Annotated in this window: 18 protein-coding genes; 8 read left to right on the plus strand and 10 right to left on the minus strand. The window is 66.6% G+C overall.

Features of this window, described 5'->3' with window-relative positions:
- The first annotated feature begins 2 nt into the window (after positions 1-2).
- The 7 genes from rseP to lpxB all read left to right on the plus strand — a co-directional run bounded on the left by rseP (position 3) and on the right by lpxB (position 8,292).
- Complete coding sequence (rseP, locus tag NF876_RS11480; RefSeq protein ID WP_262268929.1) at positions 3-1,166, plus strand: RIP metalloprotease RseP; 1,164 nt, start codon at positions 3-5, stop codon at positions 1,164-1,166.
- Positions 1,167-1,332: 166 nt separating this feature from the next.
- Positions 1,333-3,726 (plus strand): outer membrane protein assembly factor BamA, encoded by a 2,394-nt coding sequence (gene bamA, locus NF876_RS11485; RefSeq protein WP_262268930.1) that lies wholly within the window; start codon positions 1,333-1,335, stop codon positions 3,724-3,726.
- 38 nt (positions 3,727-3,764) lie between these two features.
- A complete protein-coding gene (gene lpxD, locus NF876_RS11490) occupies positions 3,765-4,829 on the plus strand; it encodes a UDP-3-O-(3-hydroxymyristoyl)glucosamine N-acyltransferase (RefSeq protein ID WP_262268931.1) in 1,065 nt (354 codons plus the stop codon).
- 40 nt (positions 4,830-4,869) lie between these two features.
- Positions 4,870-5,334: a 3-hydroxyacyl-ACP dehydratase FabZ gene (gene fabZ / locus NF876_RS11495; protein ID WP_262268932.1), complete on the plus strand. Its 465-nt coding sequence runs from the start codon at positions 4,870-4,872 to the stop codon at positions 5,332-5,334.
- Positions 5,334-6,143, plus strand: coding sequence for an acyl-ACP--UDP-N-acetylglucosamine O-acyltransferase (gene lpxA / locus NF876_RS11500; RefSeq protein ID WP_262268933.1), 810 nt, complete (start codon positions 5,334-5,336; stop codon positions 6,141-6,143). The genes fabZ and lpxA overlap by 1 nt, the downstream gene beginning before the upstream one ends.
- Positions 6,144-6,257: 114 nt before the next feature.
- Entirely contained in the window at positions 6,258-7,121 is an 864-nt protein-coding gene (locus NF876_RS11505; protein ID WP_262268934.1) for an LpxI family protein, read from the plus strand.
- Positions 7,114-8,292: a lipid-A-disaccharide synthase gene (lpxB, locus tag NF876_RS11510; RefSeq protein WP_262268935.1), complete on the plus strand. Its 1,179-nt coding sequence runs from the start codon at positions 7,114-7,116 to the stop codon at positions 8,290-8,292. The genes NF876_RS11505 and lpxB overlap by 8 nt, the downstream gene beginning before the upstream one ends.
- Positions 8,293-8,474: 182 nt before the next feature.
- Here lpxB and gltA read toward each other — a convergent pair whose 3' ends face one another.
- Positions 8,475-9,767: a citrate synthase gene (gene gltA, locus NF876_RS11515; protein WP_262268936.1), complete on the minus strand. Its 1,293-nt coding sequence runs from the start codon at positions 9,765-9,767 to the stop codon at positions 8,475-8,477.
- A gap of 174 nt (positions 9,768-9,941) precedes the next feature.
- On the minus strand, positions 9,942-11,372 hold the full coding sequence (gltX, locus tag NF876_RS11520) for a glutamate--tRNA ligase (protein WP_262268937.1): 1,431 nt from the start codon (positions 11,370-11,372) through the stop codon (positions 9,942-9,944).
- Positions 11,373-11,518: 146 nt separating this feature from the next.
- On the opposite strand from gltX, the gene NF876_RS11525 reads away from it, so the two are divergent.
- Positions 11,519-13,804: a ComEC/Rec2 family competence protein gene (locus NF876_RS11525; protein WP_262268938.1), complete on the plus strand. Its 2,286-nt coding sequence runs from the start codon at positions 11,519-11,521 to the stop codon at positions 13,802-13,804.
- Here NF876_RS11525 and lexA read toward each other — a convergent pair.
- The 8 genes from lexA to NF876_RS11565 all read right to left on the minus strand — a co-directional run bounded on the left by lexA (position 13,782) and on the right by NF876_RS11565 (position 22,263).
- Positions 13,782-14,486 carry a transcriptional repressor LexA gene (lexA, locus tag NF876_RS11530; RefSeq protein WP_262268939.1) on the minus strand — a complete coding sequence of 235 codons (705 nt, stop codon included), beginning with the start codon at positions 14,484-14,486 and terminating at the stop codon, positions 13,782-13,784. The genes NF876_RS11525 and lexA overlap by 23 nt on opposite strands.
- A 109-nt stretch (positions 14,487-14,595) precedes the next feature.
- Positions 14,596-15,852, minus strand: coding sequence for a molybdopterin molybdotransferase MoeA (locus NF876_RS11535; RefSeq protein WP_262268940.1), 1,257 nt, complete (start codon positions 15,850-15,852; stop codon positions 14,596-14,598).
- Entirely contained in the window at positions 15,849-16,325 is a 477-nt protein-coding gene (moaC, locus tag NF876_RS11540) for a cyclic pyranopterin monophosphate synthase MoaC (RefSeq protein ID WP_262268941.1), read from the minus strand. The genes NF876_RS11535 and moaC overlap by 4 nt, the downstream gene beginning before the upstream one ends.
- Positions 16,322-17,122 (minus strand): indole-3-glycerol phosphate synthase TrpC, encoded by an 801-nt coding sequence (trpC, locus tag NF876_RS11545; RefSeq protein WP_262268942.1) that lies wholly within the window; start codon positions 17,120-17,122, stop codon positions 16,322-16,324. Before trpC ends, moaC begins: the two co-directional genes overlap by 4 nt.
- A 13-nt stretch (positions 17,123-17,135) precedes the next feature.
- On the minus strand, positions 17,136-18,149 hold the full coding sequence (gene trpD, locus NF876_RS11550) for an anthranilate phosphoribosyltransferase (RefSeq protein WP_262268943.1): 1,014 nt from the start codon (positions 18,147-18,149) through the stop codon (positions 17,136-17,138).
- Between the two features lie 5 nt (positions 18,150-18,154).
- Positions 18,155-18,784, minus strand: coding sequence for an anthranilate synthase component II (locus NF876_RS11555; protein WP_262268944.1), 630 nt, complete (start codon positions 18,782-18,784; stop codon positions 18,155-18,157).
- Between the two features lie 58 nt (positions 18,785-18,842).
- On the minus strand, positions 18,843-20,363 hold the full coding sequence (gene trpE / locus NF876_RS11560; RefSeq protein WP_262268945.1) for an anthranilate synthase component I: 1,521 nt from the start codon (positions 20,361-20,363) through the stop codon (positions 18,843-18,845).
- 4 nt (positions 20,364-20,367) lie between these two features.
- Positions 20,368-22,263 (minus strand): peptidylprolyl isomerase, encoded by a 1,896-nt coding sequence (locus NF876_RS11565; RefSeq protein WP_262268946.1) that lies wholly within the window; start codon positions 22,261-22,263, stop codon positions 20,368-20,370.
- Between the last annotated feature and the right edge of the window lie 44 nt (positions 22,264-22,307).

A 22,307-nucleotide genomic window follows, 5' to 3' on the forward strand; every position in this document is an offset into this window, starting at 1 on the left:
TGATGGACTTTCTTTCGACGATCGGCGGGGCGACGGGCTCCCTGTTCCTGACGCTGATCTCCTTTCTCGTGGTTCTCACGGTGGTCGTGTTCATCCACGAGTTCGGCCATTTCTGGGTGGGGCGGCTCTGCGGCGTCGGAGTGACGGCCTTCTCGATCGGTTTCGGGCGCGAGCTGATCGGCTGGACGGACAGAAAGGGGACCCGCTGGAAGATCTCGGCGATTCCCCTTGGGGGCTACGTCAAGTTCGTCGGCGACCTCAACGCGGCCAGCGTGCCCGACCAGGATCAGCTCGACCGGATGCCGGTGGAGGAGCGCGCCATCAGTTTTCCCCACCAAAATGTGGCCAAGCGCGCGGCGATCGTCGCGGCGGGTCCGATCGCCAATTTCATCCTGGCCATCGCGATTTTCGCGGGCTTCAACTACTTCAACGGCCGTCAGGTGCTGGAGCCGAGAATCGAGGCGGTCCAGCCGGGAAGCGCGGCGGAAAAGGCGGGCTTCCAGCCCAAGGACCTGATCCTGACGGTGGACGGCCGGCAGATCCAGACCTTTGCCGACATGCAGCTGATCGTCAGCTCCAGCGCAGGGGAGCCCCTCGAGTTCACGATCGATCGAAACGGGCAGACGGTCGCTCTGACGGCCACCCCGAACTTCGTCGAGCGAACCAGCCCCTTCGGAAAGCAGCGCATCGGCCTTCTGGGCGTCGAGGCTTCCAGGGACCCATCCGCGATCAAGCGCCTGACCTATTCCCCTTGGGGAGCCGTCAAGGCGGCCGTGACGGAGACATGGAACCTCGTCGAGCGGACCCTGAACTTCATCCGACGCCTCGTGATGGGCTGGGAATCGGCCGACCAGCTCTCGGGCCCCATCGGGATCGCCCGGGCGTCGGGCACCGCCTTCGACGTCGGCGGCGTCTACAGTCTCGTCAGCCTGATCGGCTTCATGTCCGTTTCGATCGGGCTCATTAACCTTTTTCCCATTCCGCTGCTGGATGGCGGGCATCTTCTGTTCTATGCCATCGAGGCGGCGCGGGGCCGTCCCTTGAGCGAGAAAGCCCAGGAAATCGGGTTCAGGATAGGGTTTGCCCTGGTGGCGATGCTCATGCTGTTCGCCACTTGGAATGATCTTGTTCACCTTGGCAGCAGTTTTCTGGGCCAGGGATCGTGACAAGGACGCCACGCTCTTCAAAAATTGGTACTCTGTTGTGGATGTGCCGTTTGCAATAGCGGCGAAAGTTTGTACAAGCGGTCCACACGGATAAGGTTGGGGGCACTCGTCTCCGACCGGCGGGACCTTCCTCGCTAGGGACAGAATATAAAGAACGGGCCAGTTGATGATGTCGACGACCAAGCCTCGCCGGAAGAAGCCGGCCACCACCGCCATTGTCGCGATCAGCGCGCTGATGGCCGGGATTACTGCCGGGGAGAGCGCCTTCGCCCAGCAGGTGGCCCCGGGGAATCGCCGCGCTTCCGCAGCACAGGGTCCTATCGTCAACCGCGTGGTGGTCGAAGGAAACAAGAAGGTTGAGAAGGCCCTTCTTGAGGACCAGCTTCAGGCCCGCGCTCGCGCTCCGTATAACCAGGCTGCGGTGGACGCAGACGTTCAGCGTATCCTCGAGGTCTATCGCCGATCCGGACGTGGTCTCGCCCAGGTGACCCCTCGCCTCGTGGACCTTCCCAACGGAACGGTCGACGTGGTCTACACCATCAACGAGGGTGACAAGACCGGCGTGAAGGATATCCGCTTCGTCGGGAACAACCAGGTGTCGTCCAGCCGCCTGCGCGGTCTCATGCAGACCACGGAGACGAATCTCCTCAGCTTCCTGAAAAGCTCCGACGTATACGATCCCGATCGGCTCTCGACCGATCTGGACCTCATCCGCCGGTATTATCTCAAGAACGGCTATGCCGATTACCGCCTCGTCTCGAGCGATGTGGCCTTCGATCCCAACGGCGGTGGGTACGTCATCACGATCACGGTCGACGAGGGCGAGCAGTACCGCTTCGGCAGCGTGACGGTGGATCCCCGCATCGCCGGTGTGGATCCGGGCGCCGTGCGCCGGGACATCTCGACTTCCGAAGGCTCGGTCTACAACGCCGAAGCGGTCGAAAAGTCGGTTCTGGCGCTGACGACCGACGTCGGACGTCAGGGCAATCCCTTCGCTCAGGTGCGTCCGGTCGGTACGCGCGATCCCTCCACCCGCACGGTCAATCTGACCTATGTGGTCGAGGAAGCCCCGCGGATCTACATCGAGCGCATCAACGTGCGCGGCAACAGCCGCACCCGCGACTACGTCATCCGTCGCGAGTTCGAGCTCGGCGAAGGCGATGCCTACAACCAGGTCCTGGTCGACCGCGCCGAGCGCCGCCTGAACAACCTCGGCTACTTCAAGCGCGTTCGTATCTCCAACGAGCCCGGCTCTTCGGCCGACCGCGTGATCGTGAACGTGGACGTCGAGGATCAGTCCACCGGTTCGTTCGCCATCTCGGGCGGCTACTCGACGGCCGACGGGTTCATCGGCGAAGTCTCGGTCACCGAGACCAACTTCCTGGGCCGCGGCCAGTTCGTCCGTCTCGCCGGGCAGCTCGGCCAGCGCGCCTACGGTGTCGACTTCTCGTTCACCGAGCCGTACTTCCTGGGCTACCGGATGTCGGCCGGCATCGACCTGTTCTCGAAGTTCAGCGATCAGACCCGGTACTCCCGTTACGAGAACCGCATGACCGGCGGTACGCTTCGCCTCGGACTCCCGTTCACGGAAGAGTTCACGGTCACGGCTCGCTACTCGCTGTATCAACAGTCCCTGGATATCCCGAACGACACCGATCAGCCTTACAACGACTGCTCGGTTCCGATCCCGGGCTATACCCAGCTGAACGCCGACGGAACGCCCAACCGCCAGTTCTGCGAAGGCAACGGCGAAGCCTCCCTGGCGATCAAGGAATCGCAGGGCGACACGATTACCTCGCTGGTCGGCCTGACCTACAACTACAACACGCTCGACAGCATCCGCGAGCCACGGAACGGCTTCTATGCCGAAGTGAAGACCGACGTTGCCGGCCTCGGAGGCGACTCGCATTACTTCCGCGTCACCGGCGACGCGCGGTACTATCGCGAGCTGTTCGAGGATGTGGTGGGTATCGCCCGTATCCAGGGCGGCCACATCATGGGCTTCGGCGACAACGGTGCCGAGTTCGCACAGGGTGGCGATCTGCGCATCATCGACCACTTCTTCATGGGTCCGTCCCTGGTCCGCGGCTTCGCGCCCAACGGCATCGGGCCGCGTGACATCTCGAGCCTCGACAGCCGGGCCAACGCCATCGGCGGCACCACCTACTTCGGCGGCACGCTCGAAGTGCAGTTCCCGATCTGGGGTCTGCCGCGCGAACTGGGTCTGAAGGGTGCGGTCTTCGCCGATGCCGGTACGCTCTACGGCTACGACGGTCCGACCACCTTCGACGTGAACGGCAACAACTTCATCGACGGCTATTCCGGAACCTGCACGCGCAACGCGAGCGCGACCACGACGCAGGAATGCATCGAGGTTCTGGACAGCAAGAAGATCCGCTCTGCCGTCGGCGCGTCGATCCTGTGGTCGTCGCCGCTGGGCCCGATCCGCTTCGATTACGCATTCGCCCTCTCGAAGGAAGAGGGTGTGATCAGGGATGGCGTGCGGGTGGGTGCAGACCGGACTCAGGCCTTCCGGTTCACCGGCGGCACGCGCTTCTAATCGGGGAGGGCGCCTCCGGGCGCCCTCACTTATGGTTTATGACAGAATCCAATTTCTTCCCGCAAAGCCAGACGTTGACTCTGCGTCAGGTGGCGGAGATGGCGAATGCAACGCTCCCCGACGGCACCGACGGGGAGTTTTTGCTTAAGGGCGTCGCCCCTCTCGAGAGCGCAGGGCCCGGCGATCTCGCCTATATGGACAACCCGGCCTATGTCGGCGCCTTGGCGACCACGCGCGCCCGCGCGTGCCTCGTGACACCACGCTATGCCGCAAAGGTCCCGTCCGGCACGATCGCCGTCGTGACCCCCCAGGCCTATCGGGTTTTCGCGCAGGTTCTCGGGATCCTGTTCCCGTCCGCCATGCGGCCGGAATCGGCCTTCGCGTCGACCGGGGTCTCACCCGGCTCCTTCGTTCATCCTTCGGCACGGCTGGAGCATGGGGTCCGGGTCGATCCAGGCGCCGTCATCGGGCCTCACGCCGAGATTGGGTCCGGCACCCTCATCGGGGCCCATTCCGTCATCGGTCCCAAGGTGAAGATCGGGCGCGACTGCTCCATCGCAGCCCATGTGACCGTGTCCCATGCCTTCATCGGCAACCGGGTCATCCTCCATCCCGGGGTCCGGATCGGGCAGGACGGGTTCGGCTTCGCGATGGGACCTCAGGGCCACCTCAAGGTGCCGCAGGTCGGTCGCGTCATCATCCAGGACGACGTGGAGATCGGTGCCAACACCACCGTCGACAGGGGCGCCAGCCGCGACACCGTGATCGGCGAGGGGACGAAGATCGATAACCTGGTCCAGATCGCGCATAACGTGGTCATCGGCCGCCATTGCGTGATCGTCGCGCAGGTCGGCATCGCCGGGTCCACGACGATCGAGGACTACGTGGCTCTCGGCGGGCAGGTCGCCGTCAAGGGGCACGTGCGGATCGGCATGGGAGCCCAGATCGCGGCGACCAGCGGGGTCAACGGCGATGTTCCTCCTGGAGCCCGCTGGGGGGGCATCCCGGCCCGGCCGATGCGCGAATGGTTCCGTGAGATTACGGCCCTGAAAAAGCTTGCATCCCAGGGCGATTCCGCCAAAGACGACGGTGCGTCTTCATAACGTTCGTTGAAGGCACCCACTACCGCCGGGAGTTCACGTCATGTCCGAAGCGCCCACCACGCTTCAAACCGCCGATATCATGGAGATCCTGGAGCTCCTGCCGCACCGGTATCCTTTCCTCCTGGTCGACAAGATCATCGAGATCGACGGCGACAGATCGTGCATCGGCATCAAGAACGTCACCTTCAATGAGCCACAATTCACGGGCCATTTTCCGACCCGGCCGATTTTTCCCGGCGTTTTCCTGATCGAGGCCATGGCCCAGACGGCGGGTGCCATCTGCGTCAAGGCGAAGATGGCCGAGCAGGCGAAGCCGAAGCAGGTTTTTTTCATGACAATCGATAAAGTGAAGTTTCGCCGGCCCGTCGAACCGGGTGACCGGGTCGAGTTCCACATGCGCAAGCTGAACAATCGCCGCAATATGTGGTGGTACAAGGGCGAGGCGAAGGTCGACGGCACCCTCGTCTGCGAGGCCGAGGTCAGTGCCATGCTGGTGCTCGAATAATGGACGTCACGATTCATCCGACCGCCGTCGTGGAGGATGGGGCCAAGATCGGCCCGGGCGTCAGGATCGGTCCGCTCTGCACTGTCGGGCCCGAGGTCGAGCTCGGCGAGGGCTGTCAGCTCATGAGCCATGTGGCCCTGGCCGGGCGGACGAAGATCGGCCCGCGGACCCGGATCTTCCCGTTCGCCTCCATCGGCCATATCCCTCAGGATCTGAAGTACAAGGGCGAGGCCTCCACCCTCGAGATCGGCGCCGATTGCATGATCCGCGAAGGCGTGACCATGAATCCCGGCACCGAGGGCGGCGGTCTTCGTACGGTGATCGGGGACCGCTGCGCCTTTCTGGCCAACTCCCATGTGGGCCACGACACCAAGGTCGGCAACGACTGCATCCTGTCCAACAACGTGATGCTGGCCGGCCACGTCACGGTGGGCGATTTCGTGATCTTCGGGGGCGGTTCCGCGGTGATCCAGTTCGCCCGCGTCGGCTCCCATGCCTTCGTGGGAGGCATGTCCGGCCTGGAGAACGACCTGATCCCCTATGGCATGGCCATGGGCAACAGGGCGCATCTGGCGGGCCTCAACATCATCGGTCTGCGGCGCCGTGGCTTCAGCCGTGAGCAGATCCACGACATCCGCCGAGCCTATCGCCTTCTGTTCGCCGATGAGGGCACACTGGCGGAGCGCGTCGAGGACGTGGCCGGAGAGTTCGACGATCATCCGTTCGTGCACGAGATCCTCGACTTCATCCGCGACGGCAAGGATCGGGCGATCTGCACGCCACGGGACCCCGTCAGCTCGTCCGGTTAGTGCATCGTGCGGAAAAGCGATTCCGGTCCTCCGCACCGAGTGATGCGCTCGCCGAATGAAGATGCAGCAAACCGGCCCAAGAGGCATCCGTCGGCTTTCGGGCCCGATTCTCCCGTGCCTTCAGGCCCGATCGCGATCCTCGCCGGGGCGGGGCAGCTTCCCATCCAGGTGGTGGATCATCTCGAGGCGACGGGAAGGGACGTCCGTGTGCTGGCGTTCCGCGGCTTCGCCGAAGGCGATCTGCAGCGGCGCGCCCATGCCACCGTCGACCTCCTCGACCTGAAGACGATCATGAACACCCTCGAGGGATGGCGACCCGCGGCTGTCTCTCTCGTGGGGGCCGTGCGCCGCCCGGGCTTCTCCGCGCTGCTCAGTGCCTATTCTCTGTTGCGGAACATGCATGAGGTCAGAGAAGTCATCACGCGCGGCGACGACCAGGTCCTGCGCGGTGCCGTGATGCTGCTCGAGGAGCGCGGCCACCGCGTGGTCGGCGCCCACGAGCTCGCGCCCGATCTCGTCGCCGCTCGGTCCCTGAGCGGAGTTCGCGAACCCGGCGCCGACGACCGCGAGGCCATCGGCCTCGGCCTCGACCTCCTCAATTCCCTGTCGGCCTTCGACATCGGTCAAGGCGCGGTCATCGCTCGCAGGCACGTTCTGGCGATCGAAGGCCCCGAAGGCACGGATCGAATGATCCGGCGCGTCCTGAAGATGCGCCAGTCCTGGTTCGGGCTCCGGCGCCGGGAAGAGGGAGGGGTGCTGATCAAGGCGGCGAAACACGGCCAGGATCTCCGGGTCGATATGCCCACAATCGGACCGCGCACGATCGTGGAGGCGGCGAAGGCCGGGCTTTCCGGCATCGCCATCGGGGCCGGCTCCACCTTCGTGCTGGAGCAGGAGAGGACCCTCGCGACGGCCGACAGGCTCGGTCTTTTTCTGATCGCCGTCGACCTGCCCTGGATGGAGGATTCCCGTGGCTGAGAACAAGCCGCTGACCATCTGGATCGTCTCCGGCGAGGAGTCGGGCGATCAGCTCGGGGCGAAACTGATGCGCTCCCTGAAGGCGAGGCTCGGAAGCGACCGCCTGCATTTCGGCGGCGTCGGCGGCCATGCCATGGAGGGAGAAGGGCTGAAGAGCCTGTTTCCCCTCGAAGAGATCGCCGTCATGGGCTTTTCCGCCGTCATTGCCCGGCTCCCTTCGATTCTGAAGCGGATCCGGCTCACGGCGGATGCCGTCGTGGCGGCAGAGCCCGATATGCTCGTCATCATCGACAGTCCGGATTTCACCCATCGGGTCGCCAAGGCGGTGAGACGCCGGGCGCCTCACATCCCCATCATCGATTACGTCAGCCCCTCCGTCTGGGCTTGGCGCCCGGGCCGCGCCCCGAAGATGCGCGCCTATGTGGATCACCTGCTGGCCCTGCTGCCGTTCGAGCCGGCCGCTCACGAGCGCCTGGGCGGTCCGCCCACCACCTATGTCGGCCATCCGCTGATCGAGCGTCTCGCCGACATCAGGCCGGTGCCGGGCGAGCGCGGCGGCGCCGGGGACGAACCCCTCAAGCTGCTCGTCCTGCCGGGCAGCCGGCGCTCGGAAGTCAGCCGCCTCATGGAGCCCTTCGGCGAGGCATTGGCCCTCCTCAGGGAGCGCTCGCCGCGTCCGTTCGAGGTGACGATCCCGGCGGTTGCCCATCTCGCTCAGGACATCAGGGCCCGGGCAAAGTCCTGGCGCGTGCAGCCGCGGATCGTCGAGGGGGAAGGGGCCAAATGGGCCGCATTCCGCGAGGCGGATGCAGCGCTCGCGGCTTCCGGCACCGTGACCCTCGAGCTCGGCCTCTCCGGCGTCCCGATGGTGGTGGCCTATCGCGTCTCCAAGATCGAGGAGGTGCTGAAATATCTCATCAAGGCTCCCTCCATCGTGCTGACCAACCTCGTGCTCGGCGAGAATGTCATCCCGGAGCTCATCCAGTGGGACTGCACGCCCGACAAGCTTGCCGATGCGCTGCTTCCACTCCTTCATGACTCTCCCGAACGCCGGCGGCAGCTCGCGGCCTTCGGCAAGCTCGATGAGCTGATGCGGATCGGGGGCGAGGTGCCGAGCGAGCGCGCGGCGCGGATCGTGGAAGAGGTGCTGGCTTCCCACAGGAATGCTTGAAGGGGTCGAGGGAGGCACTATCCCCTGGTCGTGCCCGGCCCGGCACGGTGATCCCGATCCGGGGAATGCTATGCCTCAGGAATCGGAAAGGCGTTGACCCGGTTCGACGATCCCATCACGGGACCGGACGACAAAAAAAGGGGCCTTTCGGCCCCTTCTCGCTGTCGGCATGTCCGTCCGTCTCAGCCGCGCTGGGCGACCGTCACGTAATCGCGCTCCGTCTCGCCCGTATAGAGCTGGCGGGGACGGCCGATGCGCTGGGACGGATCCTCGATCATCTCGCTCCACTGCGCGATCCAGCCGACCGTCCGGGCGAGGGCGAACAGCACCGTGAACATGGAGGTGGGGAAGCCCATCGCCTTCAGGGTGATGCCCGAATAGAAGTCGATGTTCGGGTAGAGCTTCTTCTCGATGAAGTACTCGTCCTTCAGGGCGATCTGCTCGAGTTCCACGGCCACGTCGAGGAGCGGATCGTCCTTGATTCCGAGTTCGTTGAGCACCTCGTGGGTGGTCTTCTGCATGATGCGCGCGCGCGGGTCGTAGTTCTTGTAGACCCGGTGGCCGAAGCCCATGAGGCGGAACGGATCGTTCTTGTCCTTTGCCTTGGCGATGTATTCCGGAATGCGATCGGGCGTGCCGATCTCCTCCAGCATCTTCAAGGCCGCTTCATTGGCGCCGCCATGAGCGGGTCCCCACAGGCAGGCGATGCCGGCCGCGATGCAGGCGAACGGGTTAGCCCCCGACGAGCCGGCCAGGCGCACGGTCGAGGTCGAGGCGTTCTGCTCGTGGTCGGCGTGCAGGATGAAGATCCGGTCGAGGGCGCGCGAGAGCACCGGATTGACCTTGTATTCCTCGGCCGGCACCGCGAAGCACATGCGCAGGAAGTTGGACGTGTAGTCCAGTTCGTTCTGCGGATACACGAAGGGCTGTCCGATGGAGTACTTGTACGCCATCGCGGCGAGCGTCGGCATCTTGGCGATCATGCGCATGGATGCGATCATGCGCTGGTGCGGATCCGAGATGTCGGTGGAGTCGTGATAGAAGGCCGACAGGGCGCCCACGCAGGCGACCATGATGGCCATCGGGTGCGCGTCGCGGCGGAAGCCGGTGAAGAACCGGTTCATCTGGTCGTGCACCATGGTGTGGCGCGTGACGCGGTAGTCGAAGTCGGCCTTTTGCGCAGCGGTCGGCAGCTCTCCGTAGAGGAGCAGGTAGCAGGTCTCGAGGAAGTCGCCGTGCTCGGCGAGCTGGTCGATCGGATAGCCACGATAGAGCAGGATGCCCTTGTCGCCGTCGATATAGGTGATCTTCGACTCCGTGGCAGCCGTCGAGGTGAAGCCGGGATCGTAGGTGAACATCCCGGTCTGTCCGTAGAGCTTCGAGATGTCGATGACGCTCGGGCCGATGGTGCCTTCTTTGACCGGCAGTTCCACGGACTTGTTGTCGACGGTGACTGTGCTGGTGTTGGAACTCATGCGTCGTGGCCCTTTCAAAAAGGAGGCCGGGCAGAACCTAGAGCAACCTGTGGATCGGAGAAGACCTCCGTGGTTGCCCAACCGCGGTTTGCCGGTCGGTCGGTAGGATAATGGCGCCTTCGGTAGCTTATCCGTGGGAACGGAGCAAGCACATCTAAAGGCGAGATGCCCTTGCTATGCAGCAGGCGCATCCTTGATTTGGTCCCGAAGACGCAACAGGGTTTCGTCCTTGCCGAGCACCGCCATCACGTCGAAGAGACCGGGCGATGTGGCCCGCCCGGTGAGGGCCGCTCTGAGCGGTTGCGCCACTTGGCCGAGCTTGGCTCCGATGGCCTCGGCGTGCTCGCGCACGACCGCTTCCACGCTGCGGGCCGACCAGTCCGTGACGGCGTCGAGCTTGTCCGCGATGCCGGCGAGGCGCGTCACGCCGTCCGCGAGCAGGCTCGCCGCCTTCTCGTCGAGATGCAGCGGTCGCTGCGCGTAGAGATAGTAGGCACTGTCGAGCAGCTCCACGAGGGTCTTGGCGCGTTCCTTCAGACCGGGCATGGCGGCGATGAGCTTCTCGCGCAAGCCCGGCCTGAAGGTGCGTCCGAGATGGTGCTCGTCCTTGTCCAGCTCCGGCAGCAGGTCCTCGAGGGCCTGCACCAGGCGCTCGTCGTCCGCCTGGCGCATGTAGTGACCGTTGAGGTTCTCCAGCTTGGCGAAATCGAAGCGCGCCGGCGACCGGCCGATGCTGCCGAGATCGAAAGCATCGATCATCTCCTGGGTGGAGAAGATCTCCTGATCCCCGTGACTCCAGCCGAGGCGCACGAGATAGTTGCGCAGGGCCTCCGGAAGATAGCCCAGGCTGCGATAAGCCTCGACGCCGAGAGCGCCGTGCCGCTTCGACAGCTTGGCACCGTCGGGTCCGTGGATGAGCGGTATATGCGCCATCTTCGGCACGTCCCAGCCGAGCGCCTGATAGATCTGCGTCTGCCGGGCCGCGTTGGTCAGGTGGTCGTCGCCGCGGATCACGTGGGTCACGTTCATGTCGTGGTCGTCCACCACAACGGCCAGCATATAGGTGGGCGTGCCGTCCGAGCGCAGAAGGACAAGATCGTCGAGATCCTTGTTCTGCCAGACCACCCGGCCCTGCACCTCGTCCTCGACCACCGTCTCGCCCTCGGTCGGCGCCTTGAGGCGGATGACGGGCTTGACGCCCGCCGGTGCCTCCGCGGGGTCGCGGTCGCGCCAGCGGCCATCGTAGCGCAGGGGCCGGCCCTCCTTGCGGGCGGTCTCGCGCATCTCCTCCAGTTCCTGCTGGCTGGCATAGCAGTGATAGGCGCGGCCCTGCGCCAGCAGGCTCTCCGCGACCTCCCGATGGCGGGCGGCCCGGGAGAACTGGTAGACCACGTCGCCATCCCAATCGAGGCCGAGCCATTGGAGCCCGTCGAGGATCGCCGCGATGGCGGCATCGGTGGAGCGCTCCCGGTCCGTGTCCTCGATGCGCAGCAGCATCTTGCCCCCGTGGCGCTTGGCGTAGAGCCAGTTGAACAGGGCCGTGCGCCCGCCGCCGATATGCAGGAAGCCGGTGGGAGAGGGGGCGAAGCGGGTGACGACGGTCATCGCGGGAAACCTTGAATGGAAAAAACTCAACGAGCTGAGCGGCTTGTACCGTCCGCAGCGTCATCCGACTCAATCCACAGGACGGTTTGGGTCGGGGCGTGCAGTCGTCTAGCATGCAACCGGACCCGCGTTAAGCCGAAGCCACGATGGAAGACAACCGAGAGACGCCCTATCGGATCCCGCGCCCCGGCGCGCGGGCCGTGGTGCTGCCCCGGCCCTGGGCTTACCCGGTCGAATGGCGTCGTCTCGACGGTCGTGGCTGGCTCTCCCGGAGCATCGCTCACGAGATGGACCAGCGCCGGCTCTTTCCTTGGATTCCGGTCTTTTTCGGCATCGGCATCGTCCTTCTCTTCCAGGCCGATGGCCAACCGGCTCTTTGGGCGCCGTTCGGCGCAGCCGCATCCTGTGCCGCTGCCGCAGTCGCTCTTCGACGGGTTCAGGCGGTCTCCATCGCCCTGATCGCGATCGCCGCGCTCTTCGCGGGCTTTTCGGCCGGGGCCATCCGCATGCGGTCCGTGGCCGCCCCGGCGCTCTCCCGCATCGTCGTTACGCCGGTCACAGGCTTCATCGAGTCCATCGAGGATCGGCCGGAGGGCAAGCGGCTGCTGCTTCATGTGGTCGAGATGAGGAATGTCCCGGATGCGGAGCGGCCCGAGCGCATTCGGGTCTCCGTGCGCCGAGGGATCGAACTTTCGCCCGGGCAGCTGATGACCGGCACGGCGCGGCTGTTGCCGCCGTCGCAGCCCGCATGGCCCGGGGGCTACGACTTCGCCCGGGACGCCTATTTCAAGGGGATCGGCGCGGTGGGGTCGATGGTCGGTCAGATCCGCCCGATCGCGCCGCCGCCCGGCGCGAGTTCGGCTCCGACTTGGACTCTGTGGCTGGCCGCGTCCGTCGACGGAGCCCGCAATGCCCTGACCGAGCGCATCGCCACCTCCATCGGGGGAGCGGCCGGAGGCGTCGGAGCCGCGCTGGTGACGGGCAAGCGCGGCCTCATCCCGGAGCAGACGAACGCGGTCCTGCGCGGCGCCGGCATCTATCACATCGTGTCGATCTCCGGCCTCCACATGGTCCTGGCCGCAGGCACCTTCTTCTGGCTGGTGCGGGCCCTTCTGGCCCTTGCGCCGGGTCTTGCTCTGTCGTGGCCGGTCAAGAAGATCGCCGCCTTGGCCGCGATGGTCGGGGCCACGATCTACTGCATCTTCTCGGGCTCGGATGTCGCCACGGAGCGCTCGCTTATCATGACTCTCGTGATGTTCGGGGCGGTTATGGCGGACCGTCCCGCCTTGAGCATCCGCAACCTGTCGATCTCCGCCCTCGTGGTGCTCGCGCGGGAGCCGGAGGCGCTCCTCGGCCCGAGCTTCCAGATGTCGTTCAGCGCGGTTGCCGCCATGATGGCCCTCGTGCCTCTCATGCATCGGAGGGTTCCCGACGGAGGATCCTCCGGTCTTGTCGCGCGCGTCGCGTCAAGGGCAGCGCGGCCGGCGTTCGGACTTGTCACCACGACCCTGGTGGCCAGCGTCGCGACCGCGCCGTTCGCGGCCTATCATTTCCAGAGCCTGAACCCCTACGGTCTCGTGGGCAACGCGCTGGCCCTGCCGCTCGTCTCCCTTGTCGCGATGCCGTGTGCCGTGCTTGGCGTCCTGGCCTATCCTTTCGGCCTCGACCGGCCGATCTGGCAACTCATGGGAGGCGCGGTCTCGCAGGTGCTCGGCGTGTCGACCTGGGTCGGCGGCTTCGGCGGGTCGACTCTGGTCGTTTCGGCCCTGGGCAGCGCCTCTCTCGTCCTCCTGAGCGTCGGGCTGATCCTGTTGACGCTGCCGGCGTCGTCCCTGCGCTGGCTGGCGGTCGTACCCGCCGGGGTGGGGCTCGCCTGCGCGGCTGTTCCGTACCGCTACGACGTCTTCATCGACCGGGACGGAGCAGGGGCGGCCATCCGCGGCCGGGACGGTCGGCTGACGCTCGTCGGGCGCCCGTCTCGCTTCATCGCCGAGCAATGGTTGCGTGCCGACGGGGATGCGAGGAGCGTCGACGATGCGAGCCTCAGACGGGACGCCAGATGCGACAGGGCCGGCTGCGTGGTGGCGGCTGCCGGCGGGCGCTGGATCGCATTCGTCCAGGAGTTCTCTGCCTTCGAAGAGGATTGCCGCCGCGCCGCGGTGGTGGTCTCACGGCTCCAGGCGCCGCCGGGCTGCAAGGCCGGCTTCGTCTGGGACGGTGGGTCGTTGAAGGAAAGCGGAGCGACGACGATCCGCTTCACACCCGAGGCCGTCGAGGTGCGCTCTGTCCGGACAGGAAGCCAGATCCGTCCATGGTCGGAGGCGGCGCATCGGCCGGAGCTGTCGCCCGCTCGGGAAGGGCCGCGCCGAGCGCAACCGATCCCCGAGCAGGATCTTCCCGAAGAAGGCGTCAGTACCGGCGAACCAGACTGACGAGCTTGCCCTGAATCTTGACCCGATCGGGGCCGAGCACGCGGGTTTCATAGGCCTGGTTCGCGGCCTCGAGGGCGATGGAGGATCCCCGGCGGCGGAAGCGCTTCAAAGTCGCCTCCTCGTCGTCGATCAGGGCCACGATGATGTCGCCCGTATTGGCCGTGTCCTGCCGGCGGATCACCACGAGATCGCCGTCGAGAATGCCGGCCTCCACCATCGAGTCGCCCCGAACTTCCAGAGCGAAGTGATCGCCCTGGGCCAGGAAATCGCCCGACAGGGTGATGGAATGGCTGCGGGTCTGGATGGCCGAGATCGGCACACCGGCGGCGATCCGGCCCATGACCGGGATCGTCGCTTCCCGATCGCGTGGATCGGGCGCCGGCTGTGGCGCGGCCTTGGTCTTGCCGGCGAGGCCCCCCTCGACCACGCTCGGGGTGAACCGGCGCTGGCTCCCCGCGCCGCTCGTGCTCTCCGGCAACCGGATCACCTCAATGGCCCGGGCGCGGTTCGGCAGGCGGCGGATGAAGCCGCGCTCCTCGAGCGCCGTGATCAGGCGATGAATGCCGGACTTGGACTTGAGATCGAGCGCATCCTTCATCTCGTCGAAGGACGGCGGCACGCCGGTCTCACGCAGCCGCTCATGAATGAAGCGGAGCAATTCGTGCTGTTTACGCGTCAGCATGGCTGGCCCTTACTGCCCCTCAGCGGGGCGATTCTGAAACAAATCGGGAACAAGGTAGCTGTTCCCGCTGTGTTCCGCAAGCCTGGGTATTCCAGAATTGATCAACAGGTCAGCAGAAGCGCTCGAGCCTGATGATCCGGCAGGCCTCTCCGGCCGCAGCCGCGGGGGCGTGAGGCGGGCGGACCAGGAGCGCGTCCGAGCGCTCGAGGATGCTCAGCATCGACGAATCCTGGAGCAGATGCGGGGTCGCGACCGGCAGCATCAGGCGCTCGGGCCCCTTGGTCAGGCTCACGGGAACGTCCTGGAACGAGAGCGAGGCGCGCATGTAGTCCTGACGCTCGCGATTGGCCGGAAGATCGGCGCCCAGTACGGCATCCTCCGTCGGGTCGTCGGCCGCTTTCTGGTCGCCAAGGAGCGCACGGATGGCCGGAATCAGGAAGAGCACGGCGCAGACCAGGGAGGAGACCGGATTGCCCGGCAGGCCCAGGAGCAGGGTTCGTCCGAGGCGCCCGTGCATCAGGGGCTTTCCAGGCCGCAGCGCCACACGCCAGAAGCCGAGGTCCATGCCGTGGCGGCTCAAGGCCTCCTGCACCAGGTCGTGCTCGCCCACGGATGCGCCGCCGAGCGTCACGAGGATGTCGGCTCCGGCGTCCCTGGCCGTCCGGATCCGCTCGTCGAGCGACTCGAGGGTGTCGCGGGCGATGCCGAGATCGATCGCTTCCGCGCCGGCCCTCTCCGCCATGAGGATCGTGGCCGGCAGGCTCGAGGCGGTGATCTGGTCGGGACCGACAGGCTCGCCCGCCCGCACCAGCTCGTCGCCGGTCGCGAGAATGGCGACTCGCGGCCTGCGGTGCACGCCGAGTTCCCCGTGGCCCATGGCGGCCGCGAGAGCGACATGGCGGGAATCCAGGCGCAATCCGGCCTGCAGGAGCACATCGCCGGCCCGGAAATCGAGGCCGGCGGCCCGGATATGACGACCCGGGCGGGTCGCCTCCTTGACGGTCACCTGATCGCCCGATCTCTCCGCGTCCTCCTGCAGGACCACCGCATCGGCGCCGGCAGGAACAGGAGCCCCGGTGAAGATCCGAACGGCGTCGCCGGCGCCGACAGCCCCGGAGAATCGGTTTCCGGCCGCGCTCGCCCCAATCACCCGCAGGGTCTTCGGAACGGTCGCACAATCGGCGCTTCGCACCGCATAGCCGTCCATCGCGGAGGCCGGGAAGGGGGGCTGGTCCCGAAGCGCGCTCACATCTTGGGCGAGGGTCCGGCCCGCGCAGGCGGCCAGGGGCACATGCTCGGTCTCGACCGGTCTTTCGACACTTGCCAGAACGCGGGACAGAGCATCCTCGACCGAAATCAGGCTCATGGCGCCTCGAAATCCCCCGAGCGGCCGCCGCTCTTGCGGCGCAGGCGCACGTGCTCGATCCGCATCGCCTTGTCGACGGCCTTCACCATGTCGTAGATCGTCAGGCAGGCGACGGAGACGGCGGTCAGGGCCTCCATCTCGACGCCCGTCTGGCCCGATACCTTCACTTCGGCGCTCACCCTCACGCCCGGAAGGCTGTCATCGAGGGTGCAGTCGACCTTCACCTTCGAGATGAGAAGGGGATGACAGAGCGGGATGAGTTCGTGAGTGCGCTTGGACGCCATGATCCCGGCGAGACGGGCCGTGCCGAGAACGTCGCCCTTCTTGGCCTCGCCGTGGCGGATCAGGTCGAGCGTTTCCGCCTGCATGATCACGCATCCCTCGGCGATCGCGGTGCGGCTGGTGACGCCCTTGTCGGAGACGTCGACCATGCTGGCCTGACCGGTCGCATCGAGGTGCGTGAGTTTCGTCATGCGCCCTCGCCGAACAGAAGCTTCCGGGTGGCCGCCGCAACATCGGCCTGACGCATCAGGCTCTCACCCACGAGAAACGTGCGGATGTGGACCTCCGACAGCCGCTCGATGTCGGACCGCGTGAAGATCCCGCTCTCTCCGACGACGATGCGGTCCGACGGGATCAGGGGTGCCAGTTCCTCGCTGACGCCGAGGGACACCTCGAAGGTGCGCAGGTTGCGGTTGTTGATGCCGATCAGCCGGGTGCCGAGGGGCAGGGCGCGCTCCAGTTCGGCGCGATCGTGCACCTCGACCAGCACGTCCATGCCGAGATCATGGGCCGCGTCGATCAGGGCGCGGGCCTCCCCGTCGGAGACGCTCGCCATGACCACCAGGATGCAGTCGGCTCCCCAGGCCCGGGCCTCGTAGACCTGGTAGGGCTCGAACAGGAAGTCCTTGCGCAGCGCCGGCAGGCCGGACGCGTCGCGGGCCTGGGCCAGGTACTCGGGCCTGCCCTGGAAGGACGGTTCGTCGGTCAGGACCGACAGGCAGGTGGCGCCGCCCTCCGCATAGGCCCGTGCGAGGCTCGGCGGGTCGAAGTCGGCGCGGATCAGCCCTTTGGACGGACTTGCCTTCTTCACCTCGGCGATGAGAGCCGGGCGCCCTTCGGTGAGATGGCGCTCGATGGCCCTGGCGAATCCGCGCGCCGGCGCGGCCGAGCGGGCGCGCCGCTCCATCTCGCTTTGCGAAACGGCAGCCTTCGCGGCTTCGATCTCCCGGCGCTTGTAAGCTTCGATCTTGCTGAGAACGTCAGCCATGGAAGCCCCTCGCTCAGCTGTTGGACACTTTGACGAGGCGCTCGAGCGTCGCCTTGGAGGCGCCGCTGTCCAGAGCCCGGGACGCCCGGTCGAGCCCGTCGCGCAGGTTCTCGGCTTCGTCCGCGACCACGAGCGAGGCGGCAGCGTTCAACAGGGCGACATCCCGATAGGGGATCCGGGCGCCGTCCAGGACGGCGCGCAGCTGGGCCGCATTGTGCTCCGGATCGCCGCCTCGCAGGTCGTCGAGCGAGACGGTCGGCAGGCCGACCTCCTCGGGCGTCACGGTGAAGCGGCGGATCGCGCCGTTCTCCAGGGCCGCCACGAAGGTCGGCCCGGTCGTGGTCATCTCGTCGAGGCCGTCGGAGCCGTGGACGGTCCAGACCTTCTGAGATCCGAGCTCCTTCAGAACCTGGGTGAGCGGCTCGATCCAAGCTTCCGAGAACACGCCGAGAAGCTGGCGCTTGACGCCGGCAGGATTGGCGAGCGGACCGAGCAGGTTGAAGATCGTCCGGGTGCCGAGCTCGACCCGCACGGGGGCCACGTGGCGCATGGCGGCGTGATGGGTCTGGGCGAACATGAAGCAGAGTTTGGTCTCGTCGAGGCACCGCTCCAGGCCCTCCGGATCGAGGCCGAGCCTGAGGCCGAGAGCCGCCAGGACGTCCGCCGTGCCGGATTTGGAGGAGGCCGCCCGGTTGCCGTGCTTGGCCACGGGCACGCCGCAGGACGCCACGATGATCGACGCGAGGGTGGAGATGTTGTAGCTGCCCTTGTGGTCGCCGCCGGTGCCGACGATGTCCACGGCCTTGTCAGGCGCATTGACCCGCAGCATGCGGCCACGCATGGCCGTGACGGCGCCGACGATCTCCTCCAGAGCCTCGCCGCGCACCCGCAGCGCCATCAGGAAGGCGCCACCCTGGGCGGGCGTCACTTCGCCGGAGAGCAGGTCGTCGAAGGCATCCCGCGCCTCGTCGCGCGTCAGGGATGCGCCCGTGGCGACCTTGGCGAGATAGGATTTGAACGATTCCATCGCTTTCACTGTCCTGCTGATGCTGCGGCACCACCGACAGCCCGGTATCTGGCGTTCCAATCCGCCGCGAGATCGAAGAAATTGCGCATGATCGTCACGCCGTGCTCCGACAGGATGCTTTCAGGGTGGAATTGCACACCGTGGATCGGCAGGGAGCGGTGCGACAGGCCCATCACGAGGCCGTCGGAGGTTTCCGCCGTGACCTGGAGGTCGGCCGGGCAGGTTTCGCGGTCGACGATGAGCGAATGGTAGCGGGTCGCCTTGAAGGGGCCGTTGATGCCGCGGAAGACGGCCTGCCCGCCGTGCTCCACGTCGGAGACCTTGCCGTGCATGGGCAGGGGCGCCCGCGAGACGGTGCCGCCGAAGACCTGGCCGATCGTCTGCAGCCCGAGGCAGACCCCGAAGGTCGGGATGTCGGGCGAGGCCCGCCTGACCAGGTCGAGGCAGATCCCCGCCTCGTTCGGCGTGCAGGGGCCGGGAGACAGCACGATGGCGTCCGGCTGGGAGGCGAGCACCTCGTCGGTCGTGATGGCGTCGTTGCGCACCACGTCGACGGAGGTCGCGAGGGGACCGAGCAGATGCACCAGGTTCCAGGTGAAGCTGTCGTAGTTGTCGATGACGAGAACGCGGGTCATAGCGCGCCGACGTTCGCGTAAGCGAAGCTCCCGGTCAAGGGACGCCTTGGCTCACCGCTCATTGTCCGACCCTCGCCTGGCTGGCGAACCGCACGGCTTCCTCTGCGGCCCGGAACAGCGCCTTGGACTTGTTGATGCATTCCTGCTGTTCGGAGGCCGGATCGGAATCGTACACGATCCCGGCTCCCGCCTGAACGGCCATGCGTCCGTCCTTCACGACCGCCGTGCGCAGCACGATGCAGGTGTCCATCTCGCCATTGGCGCCGAAATACCCGATGCAGCCCGCGTAAGGCCCGCGCTTGTCCTTTTCCAGCTCGTCGATGATCTGCATGGCCCGCACCTTCGGGGCGCCGGAGACCGTGCCGGCCGGGAAGCCCGCCACCAGGGCATCCAGGGCATCGAACGAGGGGTCGAGCCTGCCCTCGACGTTCGACACGATGTGCATCACCTGGCTGTAGAACTCGAGGAAGAACGAATCCGTGACGTCGACGGAACCCATCTCGGCCACGCGGCCGACATCGTTGCGTCCGAGATCGAGCAGCATGAGATGCTCGGCCCGTTCCTTGGGGTCGGCCAGCAGGCTTTCCGCATGCGCCCGGTCCTCGGCCGCCGTCGCGCCGCGCGGGCGCGTTCCGGCGATGGGGCGGATCGTGATCCGCCCGTCTCGGACCCGCACCAGGATTTCCGGCGAGGAGCAGACGATCTGGAAGTCCTCGAAGTCGAGGTAACAGAGGAACGGCGCGGGATTGACCCGCCGCAGCGAGCGGTAAAGCGCGAAGGCCGGCAGGGGAAAGGCCGACTCGAAGCGCTGCGAGAGCACCACCTGGAAGATGTCGCCGGCCCGGATGTACTCCTTCGCCTTGGCGACCATCGCCTGGAATTCCTGCGGCGTCGTGTTCGAGACCGGGGGATCGAAATGGATCCGGGTCGGATCGCTGCGGTCGTCGATGGGAAGCGGCCGCTCGAGGGCGAGTGTCACGTCGTCGAGGCGCGCGAGGGCGCTCTCATAGGCGGCCCTCGCGGAGGTTCCGGACCGCGGGCGCACGGGCGTGATGAGGGAGATCTCGTCCTTCACCGCGTCGAACACGACCATGACGGTCGGGCGGATCAGGATGGCGTCGGGCACCTCCAGCACGTCCGGGTTGGGCTCGGGCAGGCGCTCCATGAGCCGCACCATGTCGTAGCCCAGATAGCCGAAGAGGCCGGCCGCCATGGGCGGCAGATCGTCGGAGAGGGGCAGGGCGCTTTCCTTGATCAACGCCCGCAGGCTCTCCAGGGGAGGAGCGTCCTCCGGGGTGAATTCCTGCCTCCGGCTCAAGGCCTGCCGGTCGATCGACGCCACGCCGCCCTGGCACCGCCAGACCAGATCGGGATCGAGCCCGATCATGGAGAAGCGGCCGCGGGTCGCTCCGCCTTCCACCGATTCGAGCAGGAACGCCGAGCCCTTCCGGTCGTGCCGCAGCTTCAGGAAGGCCGCGACAGGGGTCAGCAGGTCGCCCACGAGGGTCGTGCGCAGGACGCCGGCTTCGCCGGCCTCGTAGGCCGCCGCGAAGGTGTCGAAATCGGGTGTGGTCGTCATCGGACTAGGATTCGCCGCCCGTGGCGCGACGCAGCGCCTGCTGATTGATCTTGACGCCGAGATCCTGGCGGACCTGGGCGATGTACTGGCTGAGCAGGTCGTCGCCGAAGCCGGTCCGGAGCTGGTTGTCGGCGTTCTGCGCGGCCTGGGTCGTGGTGACCAGGGGCGGCACGGTGGCGGACATGACCTTGAACACCGCGCGGGCGTCGGTGCCGTTCGCGGCGTGGCCGGCCTTGCCGACCGGAACGGCGAAGATGCGGTTCACCGCCTCGGCCGCGAGATCGCCCTTGGCGGCATTGCGGGCGAGGTCCGTCCCATTCAGGACGGGCGCCCCGGCCGACTGGGCCACGGCTTCGAGGGCCTCGCCCTTCTCCAGGCGGCCGGTCAGCTCGTTCGCCTTCTCGGACAGGCGCTGCGCCACCTGATCCTCGCGCCATTGGGCGGCGACCTGATCGCGGACTTCGTCGAGGGTCTTCTCCCGGGAGGCCTCGATCCCGGTCACGTCGTACCAGACATAGCCCGTGGCCGTGCGCAGGGGTTCGTTGTCGACCCCGATGTCCGAGGCGAATGCCGCTTTCACGACCGCATCCTTCTCGGGCAGGTTCACCGGGTTTCCGGCCTTGTCGAGGCCGCCGGCCTCGACCGCCGGCACCTGGATCAGGGTCAGCCCCTTTTCCTTCGCGATGTCCGCCAGAGGCTTGGCGCCGGCGCGCAGATCCTCGATCTCATCGTGGATCCGCTCGATCTGACCCTTCGCACGCTCCTGGGCGAGCTCCTGCCGGATCTCGGCCGCGACCTCCTCGAAGGGACGGACCGACTCGGGCTGGATCTGGGTGACGCGCACGAGCACCGGTCCGAAGCGGCCGGCGATCGGGGCGCTGACGCCGCCCTGGTCAAGCGCGAAAGCCGCGTCCGCGACGGCCTGATCGAGCATCTCGGCCTTGGTGAAGGTGCCGAGCTCCAGATTCTGCGGGGACACATTGCGCTCGGTGGCGACCGCCTCGAAGCCCGTCCCGTCCTTGATCTTAGCGGCCGCCGCCTCGGCGTCGGCCTGGGACGGGAAGGTGATCTGCTGGATGGTGCGGCGCTCCGGAGTGCCGTAGGACGCCTTGCGCTGGTCATAGGCCTGGCGCGCATCGGCCTCGGGCACCGCATCCGGCTTGGCGAGCGCCGCCGCGTCGAGAGCCATCACCGAGACGGCCCGGTATTCGGGAGCCCGGAAGGTGCTCCGGCGCTCGTTGAAGAAGCTCTGGAGCTGCTCGGCCGACGGCGCCGGAATGTCGCCCGCCATGGCCGGGGTCAGCAGCAGGTAGGAGGCGGCGCGGCGCTCGCTGGCGTAGCGGTGCAGGGCTTCCCGAGCCGCGATCGGGACGTTGATGTCGCCCGCGATGGCCTCGGCCAGATGGAGGCGGGCCATGGCGGAACGCTGGTCGTGAACGAAGCCGGCCTCGGAGAGACCCGCATTGCGGAGAGCCTGGTCGAACTGCGCGCGGTTGAACTGGCCGTCGGCACCCTTGAAGGCCGGGTTGTTCACGATCGAGGCGGCGACGAGCTGATCCGACACGGAGAGGCCCATCTGCTTGGCCTGTTCGGCCATGACGGCTTCCGTGACGAGGTTGGACACCACCTGCTGATCGAGGCCGAAGGCCCGCGCCTGCTCGGGGCTGATCACCGTGCGGAACTGGCGCCCGAGGCGCTGGAGCTCGTTGGTGTAGGCGGTGCGGACCTGGTCGACCGTGATGGTCGTGCTGCCGACCTCGGCCACCGCGGAAGCCGGAGTGACGCGGAAGATATCGCCGATGCCCCAGATGGCGAAGCTGACGATGAGGGCACAGAAGAAGATGGTGGCGATCGCTTTGCCGACCACCGTCTGCCCAGCCTTGCGCATGTTCCGAAGCATCGTGAACCCGTTTTCCAAAAACTCGTTAATCCTGCCGATAAACG

This window comes from Microvirga yunnanensis (assembly GCF_025460875.1).

What these genes read in the sequence shown, in the direction of transcription:
- rseP (WP_262268929.1), top strand. Translation starts at nt 3, where the DNA reads ATGGACTTTCTTTCGACGATCGGCGGGGCGACGGGCTCCCTGTTCCTG.
- bamA (WP_262268930.1), top strand. Translation starts at nt 1,333, where the DNA reads ATGATGTCGACGACCAAGCCTCGCCGGAAGAAGCCGGCCACCACCGCC.
- lpxD (WP_262268931.1), top strand. Translation starts at nt 3,765, where the DNA reads ATGACAGAATCCAATTTCTTCCCGCAAAGCCAGACGTTGACTCTGCGT.
- fabZ (WP_262268932.1), top strand. Translation starts at nt 4,870, where the DNA reads ATGTCCGAAGCGCCCACCACGCTTCAAACCGCCGATATCATGGAGATC.
- lpxA (WP_262268933.1), top strand. Translation starts at nt 5,334, where the DNA reads ATGGACGTCACGATTCATCCGACCGCCGTCGTGGAGGATGGGGCCAAG.
- gltA (WP_262268936.1), bottom strand. Translation starts at nt 9,767, where the DNA reads ATGAGTTCCAACACCAGCACAGTCACCGTCGACAACAAGTCCGTGGAA.
- gltX (WP_262268937.1), bottom strand. Translation starts at nt 11,372, where the DNA reads ATGACCGTCGTCACCCGCTTCGCCCCCTCTCCCACCGGCTTCCTGCAT.
- NF876_RS11525 (WP_262268938.1), top strand. Translation starts at nt 11,519, where the DNA reads ATGGAAGACAACCGAGAGACGCCCTATCGGATCCCGCGCCCCGGCGCG.
- lexA (WP_262268939.1), bottom strand. Translation starts at nt 14,486, where the DNA reads ATGCTGACGCGTAAACAGCACGAATTGCTCCGCTTCATTCATGAGCGG.
- NF876_RS11535 (WP_262268940.1), bottom strand. Translation starts at nt 15,852, where the DNA reads ATGAGCCTGATTTCGGTCGAGGATGCTCTGTCCCGCGTTCTGGCAAGT.
- moaC (WP_262268941.1), bottom strand. Translation starts at nt 16,325, where the DNA reads ATGACGAAACTCACGCACCTCGATGCGACCGGTCAGGCCAGCATGGTC.
- trpC (WP_262268942.1), bottom strand. Translation starts at nt 17,122, where the DNA reads ATGGCTGACGTTCTCAGCAAGATCGAAGCTTACAAGCGCCGGGAGATC.
- trpD (WP_262268943.1), bottom strand. Translation starts at nt 18,149, where the DNA reads ATGGAATCGTTCAAATCCTATCTCGCCAAGGTCGCCACGGGCGCATCC.
- NF876_RS11555 (WP_262268944.1), bottom strand. Translation starts at nt 18,784, where the DNA reads ATGACCCGCGTTCTCGTCATCGACAACTACGACAGCTTCACCTGGAAC.
- trpE (WP_262268945.1), bottom strand. Translation starts at nt 20,363, where the DNA reads ATGACGACCACACCCGATTTCGACACCTTCGCGGCGGCCTACGAGGCC.
- NF876_RS11565 (WP_262268946.1), bottom strand. Translation starts at nt 22,263, where the DNA reads ATGCTTCGGAACATGCGCAAGGCTGGGCAGACGGTGGTCGGCAAAGCG.